This is a genomic window from Hyphomonas sp., assembly GCF_046313735.1.
GTDB lineage: Bacteria > Pseudomonadota > Alphaproteobacteria > Caulobacterales > Hyphomonadaceae > Hyphomonas.
The window spans coordinates 30,928-44,889 of the sequence record NZ_JBKBXW010000016.1 but is presented as its reverse complement, the minus strand read 5'-3'; the positions used below and the strand labels follow the sequence as shown (position 1 = coordinate 44,889).

Sequence of the window (13,962 nt, the reverse complement as noted above, 5' to 3'; positions counted from 1 at the left end):
GGTTCCGGCCCATTAGCCTGTTCAGTTGCCTTTTTCGAGGTCGCGGAATTCCTGGCGCAGGCGCCATTCGTCGGAGGTCACTGCCCGCTCCATATTCTTCAGGCGCTCGTCGAGATCCATGAAGGTATATTTGAGCGACCCGAAGGTTGCCCGCGGCCGGTCCGATACGCCCCGCCAGAAAGCGTCTTCCTCGGGGCTCATGCTGCCGAGGCCATAGGGCGCCTTGGGCGTGATCATCCAGACAACGACATAGGCAACGATGGTGAACGGGCCCATGCCGAAGAAGGTGGCCAGCACCAGCAGCACACGGACGAGCACAGGTTCCCATCCGAAGCGGTCGGCAATCCCGCCGCACACGCCGGCGATCACCTTGTCGTTCCGTGAACGGTAGAAACGCTTCGGGTTGGGGGAGCGGTAGAATTCATCGGGGCGGGACATCTTCGTCTCCTTAATCGTCAAAGGTGGGGCGGGTGGCGCGCGGAGGCCGGCGCGTCTCGGCCTCCCGCGTTTCGAGCAGCGATTCGAGGGTCTCGATCCGGCGCTCCATATTCTTGGCGGAGCGCCAGAGGTCCTCGAGCATCTTTTCGTCATCCGGCATCAGCGTCTTCTGGCGCCGCCACAGCGTGACATAGTGGAACACCATTCCCGGCAGGATGACGAAGATCGAGAGGATCGCGATGATCGGGATCAGCATTGCTTCCGCCATCGCTCAGGCCTCTCTTTGTGCGGCGGCCGAGCGTTCTTCCCTGGCCTGGGCAATCAGCCCGGGCGCGCAGATCACGGTCAGGAAGCCAAACAGGCAGGCAATCGAGAACAACATGCCTCAGCCCTCCGATTTCTTGCCGCCGGTCTTGCCCTTGCGGGCCTTCAGCGCGGCGAGTTCCTGCTCGATGGCGTCGTTCTGCTCGAGCTCGGCAAATTCCTGCTCCAGGCTCGGCTCGCGGCCGCGGATGGCGTCGGCATAGGCCTCCATCTCGTCCACCTTGCGCTCCAGGTTGGCATAGCGGGCAATCGCCTCATCGGCGCGGCCGTCATACATCTGGGTGCGCATCCGGATGCGCTGCTCGGCAGCTTCCCGGCGCATGACCAGCGCGCGGTGCTTGGCTTTCGCTTCGTCCAGCTTGGCCTGCAGCTTTGTCAGGTCGTCCTGGCGGCGCTCGAAGGCTTCCTCGGCGATCTTCATGGCGCTCTTGCGGCGCTCGATCTCGGCTTCGGCCTTCTGCTTGGCAGCCAGCGCGCCGCGGGCAAGGTCCTCACGGCCCTTGTCGATGGCCAGCTCGGCCTTGGCGGCCCAGTCATCGCGGCTGGCCGTGAACTGGGCGATCTCGCGCTCCATTTCTTTCTTGTCGGCCATCGCGCGGGCAGCTGCCGTGCGCACTTCCACCAGCGTGTCTTCCATTTCCTGGATGATCAGGCGGGCGATTTTTTCGGGGTTTTCGGCGCCGTCGAGCATCGCGTTGATGTTCGAGTTGATGATGTCGCCGAGGCGGGAGAAGAGACCCATCTGGATATCCTTTCGTGTCAGGTGTTGATCAGAAGAAGATGCCGCCGAGGATGACGCCCACGGCGAAGAACATCCACGTCTCGGCCCGGCGGCTGGCGAGCCAGCGTCCGAAGCGTCCGGCATCGGTGCGGGGTGTGTAGCGGTCGTCCTGGTAGCTCATCGTCTTCTGCATCCTTGCTTCACTTGGTTGGCAACGCCCGTCGCCCTGATGCCATCTTGATTTCAAGAGCCGTGCCAGTTCGAAATTAATTCTTCAAAGCCTTGAAAAACATAAGAAAAAAAGTTTTTCGAAGCCTCGCGTTAATAATCAGAAGGCAAAAAGCGCTAAAAATGTAGTCGATTTTACCATCAAGATTGGCTAATAATGCCTCATGGATGGCCGGACAACACAACTCATAGGCGAATCTCCCGCCTGGCTCAGCGCGCTGGAGCAGGCGAGCCGGCTTGCCCCGCTCGACCGGCCCGTCCTCGTCATCGGCGAGCGCGGCACCGGCAAGGAGCTTGTCGGCGAGCGTCTCCACTTCCTCTCGAAGCGCTGGGAAGGCCCGTTCGTGAAGGTCAACTGCGCCGCCCTGTCGGAGACGCTGCTCGATTCCGAACTCTTCGGCCATGAGCGCGGCGCCTTCACCGGCGCCACCGAAATGCGCCGCGGCCGGTTCGAGCTTGCCGATGGCGGCACGATCTTCCTCGATGAGATCGCCACCGCCTCCCAGCAGGTTCAGGAGAAGCTCCTCCGCGTCGTCGAATATGGCGAATTCCAGCGTGTCGGCGGCTCGAAGGTCCTGACCGCCAATGTCCGCATCGCGGCGGCCACCAATGCGGACCTGCCCTCCATGGCCGAGGCCGGAAAGTTCCGCTGGGACCTGCTCGACCGGCTGTCCTTCGATGTCATCACGCTGCCCCCCCTGCGCGCGCGCCGGGGCGACAAGACGCTGCTGGCGGAGTTCTTCGCCCGGCGCATGGCCATCGAAATGGCGCAGGATTTCCCCGGCTTTTCCCTCTCCGCGCTTGAGGCAATCGAGGCGTATCACTGGCCCGGCAATGTGCGCGAGCTGCGCAATTTCGCCGAACGCCTCGCCCACCGCGCCCTGATCACCGCGCCCTACGAACAGGTCCGCTTCGAGCCCGCCGCGCTCGACCCCTTCGCCTCGCCCTGGCGCCCCGCGCCCCAGCCGGTGGCGGCAGAGGCAAAGCCCGCCGCCCCGATCATCGCTGCCCCTGCCGCCGCCGCGCCCGCCCCGGCCCTCACCGCCGAGCGCCCGGCTGAACCTGCGCAGAGCTTTGAGGCCGCCGTCCGCCTCTATGAGATGCAGCTGATCGACGACGCCCTCGCCCGGGCAGGGGGCCATCAGGGCCGCGCCGCCGAAATCCTCGGCCTCACCTACCACCAGTTCCGCGGCCTCCTGAAGAAGCATGGCTATGCCCGCCGCGCCAGCGAGACGGCCGCCTGATCCTGCACCGGATGCTGCGAACGCCTCTCAGGGGCAGCAACACATTAGATTTCAGACACATGCGCCCCCGCTCGCCCGAAGGGGAGTCGCCACTGGCGAACTCCTGAGGCATACTCCCAGAAACCGGGCGGCGCCCTGATGCCCCCGGCAGACAAGGAGACGCCCATGCAGATTCAGATCACCGGCAAGCATATGGATCTCGGTGAAGCGCTGCGAGGCAGGATCGAAACGGGCCTGGAGGCCACCATCTCGAAATATTTCAGCCGGCCGGGTGAGGCGAATGTCTTCGTCTCGCAGGAAGGCCCGTTTGTTGAGGTGGACTGCAATGTCCACCTGCCCTCCGGCATCGTCCTGCAATCCACTGGCCGCGCCGACGACCCCTATGCGGCGCTCGAAGTCAGTCTCGACAAGATGGAAAAACGGGTGCGCCGCTACAAGCGCCGCCTGAAGGACCATCACATGAACGGCCAGCCCGAACTTCCGGCGCAAATGGCTGCAGAAACACTGATTCAGGTACCGGATGAGGATTCGGACAGCGATGATGACACGGGTATGGAGCTGGGGGATGCACCCCTTACGGTTGCGGAAACCCAGGTCCAGATCCGCACAATGACTGTTTCAGAGGCAGTGATGCAGCTGGAATTGCGGGATGTCCCGGCACTGATGTTCAGAAATGCTAGCCATGATGGGCTGAATATGGTCTACCGCCGCCCGGACGGGCACATTGGCTGGGTCGACCCTGCAAACACGCCCCGGAACTAGTGCGATACGCCACGGATGCATGATAGATGACAACGGATTTGAGTGCTCTGCTGCGCGGCGGGGTCATCATACCCTTCCATGAAGCAACGAGCCGCAAACAGGCCATCCACATCCTGTGCGAAGCGCTTGCGGAAACCACCGGCCTGGGCGCCCGCACCATTGAGGATGCGGTGATGGAACGCGAACGCCTCGGCTCCACCGGTGTCGGCGAAGGCGTCTCGATCCCCCATGCGCGCCTCACCGGCCTCACCGCGCCGGTTGGCGGCTTCCTGCGCCTTGCGCAGGGCGTCGACTTTGAAGCGATTGATGACCGGCCGTGCGATCTGGTGTTCATGCTGCTCGCCCCGGATGGGTCGGGCGCGGATCATCTGCGCGCGCTGGCGCAGGTCAGCCGCTTCTTCCGCCAGCCCGCCGTGCGCGACGGCCTGCGCAAGGCCCGCAACGAGGATGAAATCCGCGCGGTCATCTGCAAGGATCCAGTCAGCGGCTAACGCATCCTTTCAACCGCCCACGAAGAAAAACCCCGCCTGCAGTGCGCAGGCGGGGTTCTTTTTGTCCGTCTCCGGAGGGGTTGCCTCAGCCGCCGGCCGGGGGCGGCTCGGCAAAGCCGCGCTTGCGCAGCAGGGGCTCGATGCCGGGATCGGAGCCGCGGAAGTTGCGGTAGAGTTCGCTGGTCTCCCGCAGGCCGCCGGCTTCATACACCCACTTCTTCAGACGTGCGGCCAGTTCGGGGTTGAAGATGTCGCCCGTTTCCTCGAACGCCTCGAAGCCGTCCGCATCCAGAATTTCAGCCCACAGATAGGAGTAATACCCGGCCGAATACCCGCCGGAGAAGCTGTGTGTGAAATAGGTCGAGCGGTAGCGCGGCTCGATGATCTCCGGGATGTTGTAGCGGCGCAGGACCTCCAGCTCGAACTCCCGCGCGCTGGTCACGTTGCGGGCTTCTTCCGCCGACAGCATGTGCCAGTGCAGGTCGATCAGCGAGGCTGCGATGAACTCGGTCGTCTTGAAGCCCTGGTTGAAGGTCGAGGCGCGCTGCATCCGGTCCAGCATCTGTTGCGGAATCGGCGCACCGGTCCGGTAATGGCGGGCGAACAGGGCCAGCGATTCCGGATGCTCCGCCCAATGCTCCATGACCTGCGCCGGGAACTCGACATAATCCGGGCCGCCAAACGTGCCGGCAAAGCTCGGGAAGCGGATCTGCGTCAGCAGCCCGTGCAGGCCGTGGCCGAACTCATGGAACAGCGTCTCCACTTCGGTTGGCGACAGCAGCGCCGGCTGGCCGGCAGCGGGCGGCACGAGGTTCATTTGGTTGGTGATGATCGGCCGGATACGCTCGCCGCCAATGTCGGAGGCGACACGGTAGGAGCTCATCCATGCCCCGCCGCGCTTGGAATCGCGGGCAAACATGTCGACCATGAACAGGCCGAGATGTTCGCCGGTCTCGGTATCGGTCACATCATAGGCGCGCACGACCGGGTTCCAGCCGGTCACGTCCACCGGCTCGATGGTGATGTTGAACAGCCGCGAAGCCACTTCAAACGCACCGGCGAACGAGGCTTCCAGCTCGAAATAGGGGCGCAGCTGGTCGGCATCGAAGGCATAGCGGTCGGCGCGCACCTTCTCCGAATAGAACCACCAGTCATGGCCCTCGATCTCGCGCCCGGCGAGGCGCGCCATATCGGCCTGCTCTTCTGCCGCGCGGGCAAGGGCGGGCTCGAGTACCTGTTTCAGGAAGTCGATCGCGGTCTCCGGATTGCGCGCCATGCGCAGCTCCAGGATGTAATGCGCGTGGCTCGGATAGCCCATCAGCTCGGCCCGTTCGGCGCGCAGCTGCGCAATGCGCAGGGCCACCGGGCCATTGTCGAACTCGCCTGACGAGGCAATCGTGCGGTAGCCGTCGAACAGCTCGGAGCGCAGCTCCCGGTCTTCGGCCGTCGACATGAAGCCCTCGAAGAACGAGCGGCTGAGGTTCACTTCCCAGCGGTCTTCGCCCTCGATCTTCAGCGCATTCCTGAAGCCTTCGGACAGGCCACCCAGCCGCGCCGGATCGGTGATCACGAGGCGGTAGGCATTGTTCGCGCTGCGCAGGTTCTGGCTGTATTGCGTCGACAGGGCCGACAGTTCGGAATTGATCTCGGCGATCTTCGCCTGCGTCTCGGCCGGCAGGTTGGCGCCTGCGCGCACGAAATTGCGGTGGGTCAGCTCCAGCAACCGCGCTTCCTGCTCATCGAGGCCTAGCCGGTCCTTCTGGTCGTAAACGGCTTTCACCCGCGCAAACAGCGCCGGGTTGAACGTCACCGCATCGCTCTCGCGCGACAGCATCGGAAAGATCTCGCCCTGCAGCGCGTTCAGCGTGTCATTGGTGTCAGTGCCAACAATGTTGCTGAACACCCGCATCACCTGGGTCAGCGACCCGCCGGCGGTTTCCAGCGCCACAATCGTGTTCTCGAAGGTCGGCGGCTCGGGATTGTTGACGATCGCGTCAATCTCGGCGCGCCGCTCCAGGATGCCTTTCTTGACCGCCGGCATGTAATGCTCGTCGCGGATCTCGGCGAAGGGCGGCACGCCAAACGGCGTCGCCCATTCGGCGCGGAACGGGTTCCCTTCCAGTTCGGCGTCCGTCACGGTGATTTCCGGCAGTTCGATCTGCACGGCCGGGGCAGGGGCGGTGGCCGAAGGCGCCCCGCAGGCCGCCGCGGCGGCCGCCAGGACGAGCGCGGCTGCGCCGCCTTTCAGGATGTCTGTCATGCGCATGGGATTTCCTCTGGAGAACAGCTTTGCGGGCCGGTTTAGCCATCACGGCAGCAGATTTCCAGCAAATGCGGCAGGATGAGGCAATATTGCCCCGTCCAGCTCCCTTCAGCGCGGCAGGTTTGCCACTGTCCGGTGATATTCCTCGATGGTTTCCTCGAAGATCTGCGCCACCGGTTTCACCTCGCTGATCCGCCCGGCGACCTGCCCGGTCAGGGCGATGCCGGCCTCCAGGTCGCCCTTGAAATAGACGTCCTGCGTGCCGGCAAACTCGCCGAAGATGTTGGGGCTGCCGTCCTTCTCGAGCCGCGTTGTGCGCTCAGTGCGCAGCGCCCGCAGGGCCGGGCCGGGGCCCGCGCGGTTCAGGAACACCGTATCGGTCGCATCCGCCTTCACGATCGCGTCCTTCCAGTTCGGGTGCACCGGGCTTTCAGCAGACGACAGGATCCGCGTGCCCATCAGCACGCCTTCGGCGCCCAGCGCAAAGGCCGCCGCCATGCTGCGCCCGTCCACGATGCCGCCGGCGGCCACCACCGGCACCGACACCCGCTCGCACACCTGCGGGATCAGCACCATCGAGGCGACATCCTTGGCATTCTTGAAGCCCCCGCCTTCGCCGCCCTCGACGATCAGCCCGTCCACCCCCGCCTCGATCGCGCGCAGGGCCCCGGCCAGCGATGGCACGACATGAAACACGGTCAGCCCCGCCTCCTTCAGCATGCCGGTATATTTCATCGGGTCGCCCGCCGAGGTGGTGACGAATCTGATGCCCTCGCCGATGACGAAATTGATGATGTCCGGATCGCGCACGAAGGCCTGCGCGACATTCACCCCGAAGGGCTTGTCCGTCAGCGTCTTCATCTTGCGGATCTCTTCGCGGATCGCATCCAGCTCGCCCGAAGACGTCTCGATGATCCCCATGCCCCCGGCATTCGACACGGCCGAGGAAAGATGCGCGCGCGCAATCCACCCCATCGCCGCCTGGATGATCGGCTTCTCGATGCCCAGCATCTCGGTAATGCGGGTCTTCACGGGCGCTGCAGTCATGGGGCTCCTCCGGCGTATCTTGTTCTGCCGGGGCAGTTGAGGCGCCTGACGCCGCGGGAGGCAAGGGGGCCGCCTTCGCCCCCGTGACATCCGCGCCCTGCCGCTTAAGGTCGCCCGGATCAGGGAGGAAAAGAATATGAGCGCGACCTACGACATCACCGCCGACACCTGGCACCGCTTCACCTTCGAGCGGAATGGCCCGATCCTCACCGCCTACATCACCTCCGACCACCCGGTGAACGGCGTGGACGAGCAGATGCACACCGAGCTCGCCCTGATCTTCAACTGCCTTCAGCGCGACAGCGAAAGCGACCTCATCATCCTTTCCGCCAAAGGCCGCGCCTTCTGCGCCGGCGGGGATTTCGACTGGTTCGAGGAACAGATCGCCCACCCCGAACGCTTCCGCAGCATCGGGTGGGACGCAAAGCAGATCGTCGTCACGCTCCTGCAGATGGAGAAGCCCATCCTCTGCCGCATGAACGGCGCCGCCGCCGGCCTCGGCGCAACGATTGCGCTCCTTTGCGATGTGATCATTGCCGACGAGACTGCGAAGATCGGCGACCCGCATGTGAAGGTCGGGCTGGTTGCGGGCGATGGCGGCGCACTGATCTGGCCGCAGCTGATCGGCTTTGCCAAGGCCAAGGAATTGCTGATGACCGGCGACCTCCTGACCGCGCAGGAAGCCCAGGCTCTCGGCCTCATCAACTATGCCGTCCCGGCCGCAGAGCTCGACGCGAAAGTTGCCGAGATCGCCGGCAAGATCCTCGCCAATCCCAAATGGGCCGTGCGCTGGACCAAGACGACCGCCAACATCCCCCTGCGCGCGCTCGCCGCGCAGCTGATGGATGCCTCGATTGGCTGGGAAAGCGTCTCGAACTATCTCGGCGACCGGCGCGAAGCCGTCGCCGCCTTCAAGGAACGCCGCCCGCCGAAGCTGACGGGAGACTAGGGCAGGGGGGCGGATTTCTGCGGTGCAAGCCCCCGCCAATCCCGCACCTCCGCGGCCCACCGCTGCCTCTTCCCATGTCATCCCGGCGAAAGCCGGGACCCAGAAAACACAAGAAACACAAACGCTTACGGCCTCCCATCGCCGGCCAAAACCGGCGCACCAAAAAAAACCACCCCAATCCAATCCGACCGGGTCCGCGCCCGGGTTATCCTTCGCCTCGAAGCGCGGGGCAAAGGAGGTGACAGCCAAACCCCCGCGCGGGTCGGCGGCGCGCGGAATCGTCCGGGCATCGCTGGAATGCGGATGGAGTGCTTCGCCCTCGTGCACTGGGGCAGAGAATTCCGTCTACCCCTGACTGCCAAGTCCTCAGATGCCTCGGGCGAACGCCCCATCCGCAGGACCCGAACACCCCGCAAAACCGGAAGGGCGCGCCCTGTCCGGCCCTTGGTGTTTGACCCGACCCCCTTACCCCTCTCCCTCTGGGAGAGGAGGGGCCCTTTGCGAAGCAAAGGGAGGTGAGGGCGCCCGAAGGGCGTGGGAGGTGAGGGCCTTCCCCCATTTGACGCCGCCGCGCGGCCATACTAGATGCGGTTTCGTGGTGATTTGGCCGGCCGGCTTGCAGCCACGTTAAACAAGTCGCTAAAGGGCCGAGAAGCGGGGAAAGCGCCCCGCCCATCATCCCCCCATGCGATGCGTTTTCCAATGCCTTCCGTAAGCAGGCCGCAGAGGACGTTTGAGCCATGCCGATCCGGATTCCCGATACGCTGCCCGCGCGCGAGACCCTGCTGGCCGAGGGCGTCGCCGTGATGCGCGAGACAGACGCCATCCGCCAGGATGTCCGCCCGCTGCAGATCGGCCTGTTGAACCTGATGCCCAACAAGATCCGCACCGAGACGCAGATCGCCCGCCTGATCGGGGCAACGCCGCTGCAGGTGGAGCTGACGCTGGTTCGCATCGGCGGGCACACGCCGAAGAATACCTCTAAGGACCACCTGATCAGCTTCTACCAGACCTGGGAAGAAATCCGGGAACGGAAGTTTGACGGCTTCATCGTCACCGGCGCGCCGGTCGAGCTGTTGCCGTTCGAGGCGGTCACCTATTGGGACGAACTCAGGCAGATATTCGACTGGACACGGACGAGTGTGCACTCGCCCCTGTTCATCTGCTGGGGCGCGATGGCAGCGGCCTGGCATTTCCACGGCCTGCCGAAATATGAGCTGAAGCAGAAAGCCTTCGGCGTGTTCCGCCAGCGCAACCTCGTGCCGGCCTCGCCTTTCCTGGCAGGCTTCTCCGATGATTTCCTGATCCCTGTCTCGCGCTGGACCGAAGTGCACCGCGAGGATGTTGCCGTGCGCACCGAACTCGATCTCCTCGTCGATTGCGAGCGCACAGGCCCCTGCCTCCTGCAGCACGCGCCGAGCCGCAGCCTCTTCATGTTCAACCATGTCGAATACGACTCCTTCTCGCTGAAGGAAGAATTCGAGCGCGACCGCGCCCAGAACATCCCGATCGAGGTGCCGCACAATTACTTCCCCGGCGATGACCCGTCCCGCCCGCCGCTCAACCGCTGGCGCAGCCATGCGCACCTGTTGTTCGGCAACTGGATCAACCAGACCTACCAGACGACGCCCTACATCCTCGACGATATCGGCCGCAATTGACGGGGCCCGGCGTCGGTATTACTTTCGGCTCATGAGTAATACCGAATACCGCATCACCAAAAAGGGCCAGGTCACCCTGCCCAAGGCGATCCGCGAGCATCTTGGGGTGCGCGAGGGCGACGAAGTCTGGTTCGAAATCCGCGCGGATGGACAGGTCGTGGTCCGCCGCCATATGAGCGATGCCGCGCGCCGCGATGCCATCGAACAGGTGCGTAACAGTGCGGATGCCAACACGGGCATGACCACCGATGAATACCTCCGCTTTACCCGCGGCGAGGACTGGCCCTCGGCTGATCCGGCTGACTATCCAGGCCGGTTTCCCGGCCGCCGGGGCAGCGCAGCTTGAGCGTCCATGTTGATTCCAATGTGCTGATCGACCTGCTCGGCGCCCCGAACAGCTGGACGGACTGGGCGGGCGAGGTCCTAGGCGCGCATCTCAATCAGGGGCTCGCCTGCTCGCCCATCGTCTGGTCGGAAACCTCGGCCTTCTTCAGCGCGCAGGACCGTTTCGACAAGGCGCTTGCTGTGCTCGGCGTCGTGCTCGTCCATCCCTCGCGCGAGGCGCTGTTCATGGCCGCGCGCGTCCATCTTGAATATCGCCGCCGGGGCGGCACGCGCACAGGAACCTTGCCGGACTTCCTGATCGGCGCGCAGGCATTGACGGAAGGCGCAAGGCTGATCACACGCGATACGGCCCGCTACCGCACCTATTTCCCAGACCTTGAGCTCATCACCCCATGACCAGTTTTGCTGCCGAACCAGACCACGTTACCGAGCTCCGCCGTCAGCTTTCGCGCTGGGTTGCGGAGAAGATGCCGCGCGAGAAGCGCCGGGAATGGGACAAGGCTGCGACATGGGACCGGGCGCTGTTCCGCGAGCTTGCAGAGATGGGCCTCATCGGCCTGACAATCCCGGAGGAATATGGCGGACAGGGCGAGGACATCTACGCCGCCGCCGCCGTGATCGAGGAGCTCTGCCAGGGTGGCGCCAGCATGGCGGGGCCGTATATCCATGCCGCCTTCTATGGCGGGCTCAATATCTCCGAGAACGGATCAAAGGAGCAGAAAGAAGCCCTGCTGCCCAAACTCGCGCGCGGGGAAATCTTCCTCGCCTATGGCCTGTCCGAGCCGAATGTCGGCGGCGACCTGCCAAGCGTCGAGACGCGCGTGGAGCGTGATGGTGGGGAGATTGTCATCACCGGCGCCAAGCGCTGGTGCACAGGCGCGGACTGGGCAGACTATATCTATTGCCTCTGCCGTTCGGGTGAGCCCGGCGCGCGCCATGGCAATCTCACCTTCGTCCTTGTACCAACAAAAGCCGAAGGCGTCACGATGCAGCCCATCGAGCACGCGAACCTGCGCTACACTCATTCGATGGATGTCTATCTCGATCAGGTCCGCCTGCCCGAAAGCGCCATCGTCGGCGGGCCGGAGAAATGGAATCGCGGCTGGGAGGCCCTTGCCGGCCGCGCGCTGGATGTGGAGAAGATCGAGATCACGGCGGTGGCTTACGGCCTTGCTCGCGCCGCGCTGGAGGAGGCCTGGCGCTATGCCGGAGAGCGCGTCCAGTTCGGCAAGCCCATCGGCAAGCACCAGGCGATCGCCCACAAACTCGTCACGGCACGGACAAAGCTCGCCGCCTGCCGCCATATGCTCTATCATGCCGCATGGCTCGCCGGCACCGGCCAGCCCTGTTCAGCGGAAACAGCGATGGCGAAACTCTTCGTGGCAGACACCGGCGTCGAGATCGCGCTCGCCTGCCAGCAGGTGATCGGCGCCTATGGCCTGTCGGACGCCTATGACATCGAGCGCAATGTGCGTGACCTGCTCGGCATGCCCATCGTCGGCGGCTCCTCCGACATGCAGAAGAACAATCTCGCCCGGATGTGGAGGCTATGATGGACGCCGCCGCGCCGGAACTCTCCTATGCGGCGTATTTCCATGATCCGATGAAGCGCGCCCTCGTGCGCGCCGTCGAAAAGGCGACCGGCCAGCCGAAGCTGAAACGCCTCTATGAACGCTACCGCGCCGGCGAGCTCGGCGAGGCCGGTTTCTTCGAGGCCGCCATCCGCCTCCTTGAGCTGAATGTGCGATTTGATGTCGCCCGCCTCCTGAACATTCCGGCCGGAGGCCCGCTGGTCGTCGTCGCCAACCACCCCTTCGGCGTGCTGGACGGGCTGATCATCTGCTGGCTGATCGGCCAGCGGCGGCAGGATTTCCGGGTGCTGACGAATTCGGTGCTGGACGCCGTGCCCGAGGCCAAGCCCTGGCTGCTGCCGGTCGATTTCGGCGGCACGCGCGCAGCGCTGGAAGCCAACCTTGCGATGCGCAAGGCCGCGCTCGGCCATGTGAAATCCGGCGGCTGCGTCATCGTGTTTCCGGCGGGCGGGGTTTCCACCACGCCCGGCCCATTTGATCCGCTTGCGGTCGATGATGACTGGAAGCCCTTCACCGCCAAGCTGATCACGCAGGGGCGCGCCTCGGTCACGCCGGTTTTTTTCAATGGCCAGAATTCGCGCCTGTTCCAGATCGCCTCGCACCTCTCGCTGGAGCTGCGCCTCGCCCTCGTCTTCCGCGAAGTGCGCCGCCGCATCGGCAAGACCGTCACGGTCGGCATCGGCGAGACGCTCACCCCGGAGGCTCTCGCTGCCGCGGGCAAGCGCCGCGACCTCATGGAATACCTGCGCGAGCTCACCTACGGCCTCGCCCCCGGCGGAAAGGCGGCAGGCTATCGCCGCGCGGGTGAGCGTTTCCGCGCGAACAAGCCGAAGATATTCCAATGAAGCGAGAGACAGCCCCCATGATCACCGCATCGGCCCTGCGCGCCGAAGCGCTCGCCCTGCCGCGCGCGATCGAACGCCCGCATTTCGACTGGGCGAGTTTCCGCGTTGATGCGCCGAGGGGCAAGATCTTCGCCACCCTGCCGCCGCATCATGAGTTCTCGAACGTGTTCCTGGCGCCGGAAGAGCAGCGAATGCTGTGCGAGGCCGAGCCGGCGATCTTCTTTCCGGTGCCCAACAAATGGGGCGAGAAGGGCGCGACTTCGATCCGCCTCGCCGCCTGCGATCTTGCCACCCTGCGCTCCGCCCTCGTCATGTCCTGGCGCCATGCGGCGCCTGCGAAGCTGCATGGTGAGCTTCGGCAAAAGTGATTGCATTGATTGCATTGCTATCACTTGGTATACTGCCCTCCATGGCCAGCATCACGATCCGCAGACTCGACGACCGCGTGAAGGAAGCCCTCCGCCTGCGCGCCGCCCGCAACGGCCGCAGCATGGAGGAAGAGGCGCGGGATATTCTGGAGTCGACGCTCACTCCGCCGAAGCTGTCAGCCGAAGGGCTGCGCGCGATCAGCGAGAAGCTGGCTGCTTTGCGCGCTCCGGGTGCGCCCTCATTGGTGGATGAGTTGATTGCGGAACGCCGGGCTGAAGCGGCCCGCGAATGAATGGCGTTCTGGTGGATGCCTCGGTCCTCCTCGCGATCCTCCAGCAGGAACGGGGGTGGGAGATGGCATCCTCACTTGCGTCCGGCGCGCTGATCTCATCGGTCAACCTGTCCGAAGTGGCGGCCCGCCTCCATGAGCGCGGGTTTTCCGTCGATGAGAGCCAATACCTGATCGATCAGACAGGCGTGCGAGTTCTTGACTTCAGCACCGATCACGCCCTCGCCGCTGCTGCCATGCGGCCCCTGACGCGCGCCCACGGCCTGTCGCTCGCCGACCGGGCCTGTCTTGCGACAGCGCAGGTTGAAGGCCTGAAAGTGCTGACGGCTGACAGGGCGTGGCTGGGGCTTGCCGGCATCGTCAGGGTCGAGATCGACTCGATCCGCTGAATCTG

Annotated in this window: 18 protein-coding genes and 1 riboswitch; of the genes, 12 read left to right on the top strand and 6 right to left on the bottom strand. The window is 64.6% G+C overall.

Features of this window, described 5'->3' with window-relative positions; all coding sequences use genetic code 11:
- Positions 1-21: 21 nt before the first annotated feature.
- The 4 genes from pspC to ACK4SV_RS09400 form a co-directional block, all read right to left on the bottom strand.
- Positions 22-438 carry an envelope stress response membrane protein PspC gene (pspC, locus tag ACK4SV_RS09415; protein ID WP_409917570.1) on the bottom strand — a complete coding sequence of 139 codons (417 nt, stop codon included), beginning with the start codon at positions 436-438 and terminating at the stop codon, positions 22-24.
- 10 nt (positions 439-448) lie between these two features.
- Complete coding sequence (gene pspB / locus ACK4SV_RS09410) at positions 449-706, bottom strand: envelope stress response membrane protein PspB (RefSeq protein WP_409917569.1); 258 nt, start codon at positions 704-706, stop codon at positions 449-451.
- Between the two features lie 117 nt (positions 707-823).
- Complete coding sequence (gene pspA / locus ACK4SV_RS09405) at positions 824-1,504, bottom strand: phage shock protein PspA (RefSeq protein ID WP_409917568.1); 681 nt, start codon at positions 1,502-1,504, stop codon at positions 824-826.
- A 28-nt stretch (positions 1,505-1,532) separates the two neighbouring features.
- Entirely contained in the window at positions 1,533-1,676 is a 144-nt protein-coding gene (locus ACK4SV_RS09400) for a hypothetical protein (RefSeq protein WP_409917567.1), read from the bottom strand.
- A 199-nt stretch (positions 1,677-1,875) separates the two neighbouring features.
- On the opposite strand from ACK4SV_RS09400, the gene pspF reads away from it, so the two are divergent.
- From pspF to ACK4SV_RS09385, 3 genes are all read left to right on the top strand, one after another.
- Entirely contained in the window at positions 1,876-2,955 is a 1,080-nt protein-coding gene (gene pspF / locus ACK4SV_RS09395; RefSeq protein ID WP_409917566.1) for a phage shock protein operon transcriptional activator, read from the top strand.
- Between the two features lie 165 nt (positions 2,956-3,120).
- Positions 3,121-3,717, top strand: coding sequence for a ribosome hibernation-promoting factor, HPF/YfiA family (gene hpf / locus ACK4SV_RS09390; protein WP_409917565.1), 597 nt, complete (start codon positions 3,121-3,123; stop codon positions 3,715-3,717).
- A 26-nt stretch (positions 3,718-3,743) separates the two neighbouring features.
- Positions 3,744-4,208, top strand: coding sequence for a PTS sugar transporter subunit IIA (locus ACK4SV_RS09385; RefSeq protein WP_409917564.1), 465 nt, complete (start codon positions 3,744-3,746; stop codon positions 4,206-4,208).
- 85 nt (positions 4,209-4,293) lie between these two features.
- On the opposite strand, the gene ACK4SV_RS09380 is transcribed toward ACK4SV_RS09385, so the two are convergent.
- Both ACK4SV_RS09380 and ACK4SV_RS09375 read right to left on the bottom strand, forming a co-directional pair.
- Positions 4,294-6,474, bottom strand: a complete 2,181-nt coding sequence (locus ACK4SV_RS09380) for a M3 family metallopeptidase (protein ID WP_409917563.1) — start codon at positions 6,472-6,474, stop codon at positions 4,294-4,296.
- A 105-nt stretch (positions 6,475-6,579) separates the two neighbouring features.
- On the bottom strand, positions 6,580-7,518 hold the full coding sequence (locus ACK4SV_RS09375; protein WP_409917562.1) for an NAD(P)H-dependent flavin oxidoreductase: 939 nt from the start codon (positions 7,516-7,518) through the stop codon (positions 6,580-6,582).
- Positions 7,519-7,654: 136 nt separating this feature from the next.
- Here ACK4SV_RS09375 and ACK4SV_RS09370 point away from each other — a divergent pair, with 136 nt between their 5' ends.
- The 9 genes from ACK4SV_RS09370 (at position 7,655) to ACK4SV_RS09330 (ending at position 13,957) form a co-directional block, all read left to right on the top strand.
- Complete coding sequence (locus tag ACK4SV_RS09370; protein WP_409917561.1) at positions 7,655-8,467, top strand: enoyl-CoA hydratase/isomerase family protein; 813 nt, start codon at positions 7,655-7,657, stop codon at positions 8,465-8,467.
- A gap of 585 nt (positions 8,468-9,052) precedes the next feature.
- Positions 9,053-9,130: riboswitch (SAM riboswitch) on the top strand.
- A 77-nt stretch (positions 9,131-9,207) separates the two neighbouring features.
- On the top strand, positions 9,208-10,128 hold the full coding sequence (gene metA, locus ACK4SV_RS09365; protein ID WP_409917560.1) for a homoserine O-succinyltransferase: 921 nt from the start codon (positions 9,208-9,210) through the stop codon (positions 10,126-10,128).
- A gap of 31 nt (positions 10,129-10,159) precedes the next feature.
- Positions 10,160-10,474: an AbrB/MazE/SpoVT family DNA-binding domain-containing protein gene (locus ACK4SV_RS09360; RefSeq protein WP_409917559.1), complete on the top strand. Its 315-nt coding sequence runs from the start codon at positions 10,160-10,162 to the stop codon at positions 10,472-10,474.
- Positions 10,471-10,869: a type II toxin-antitoxin system VapC family toxin gene (locus ACK4SV_RS09355; protein WP_409917558.1), complete on the top strand. Its 399-nt coding sequence runs from the start codon at positions 10,471-10,473 to the stop codon at positions 10,867-10,869. The genes ACK4SV_RS09360 and ACK4SV_RS09355 overlap by 4 nt, the downstream gene beginning before the upstream one ends.
- Positions 10,866-12,026 (top strand): acyl-CoA dehydrogenase family protein, encoded by a 1,161-nt coding sequence (locus tag ACK4SV_RS09350; RefSeq protein WP_409917557.1) that lies wholly within the window; start codon positions 10,866-10,868, stop codon positions 12,024-12,026. Before ACK4SV_RS09355 ends, ACK4SV_RS09350 begins: the two co-directional genes overlap by 4 nt.
- The gene (locus ACK4SV_RS09345) at positions 12,023-12,910 is read left to right on the top strand and encodes a lysophospholipid acyltransferase family protein (RefSeq protein WP_409917556.1); all 888 of its coding nucleotides are present in this window, start codon (positions 12,023-12,025) and stop codon (positions 12,908-12,910) included. Before ACK4SV_RS09350 ends, ACK4SV_RS09345 begins: the two co-directional genes overlap by 4 nt.
- A 17-nt stretch (positions 12,911-12,927) precedes the next feature.
- Positions 12,928-13,278, top strand: coding sequence for an MmcQ/YjbR family DNA-binding protein (locus ACK4SV_RS09340; RefSeq protein ID WP_409917555.1), 351 nt, complete (start codon positions 12,928-12,930; stop codon positions 13,276-13,278).
- A 41-nt stretch (positions 13,279-13,319) separates the two neighbouring features.
- The gene (locus ACK4SV_RS09335) at positions 13,320-13,571 is read left to right on the top strand and encodes a FitA-like ribbon-helix-helix domain-containing protein (RefSeq protein ID WP_409917554.1); all 252 of its coding nucleotides are present in this window, start codon (positions 13,320-13,322) and stop codon (positions 13,569-13,571) included.
- Entirely contained in the window at positions 13,568-13,957 is a 390-nt protein-coding gene (locus ACK4SV_RS09330) for a type II toxin-antitoxin system VapC family toxin (protein WP_409917553.1), read from the top strand. Before ACK4SV_RS09335 ends, ACK4SV_RS09330 begins: the two co-directional genes overlap by 4 nt.
- The last annotated feature ends 5 nt before the right edge of the window (positions 13,958-13,962 follow it).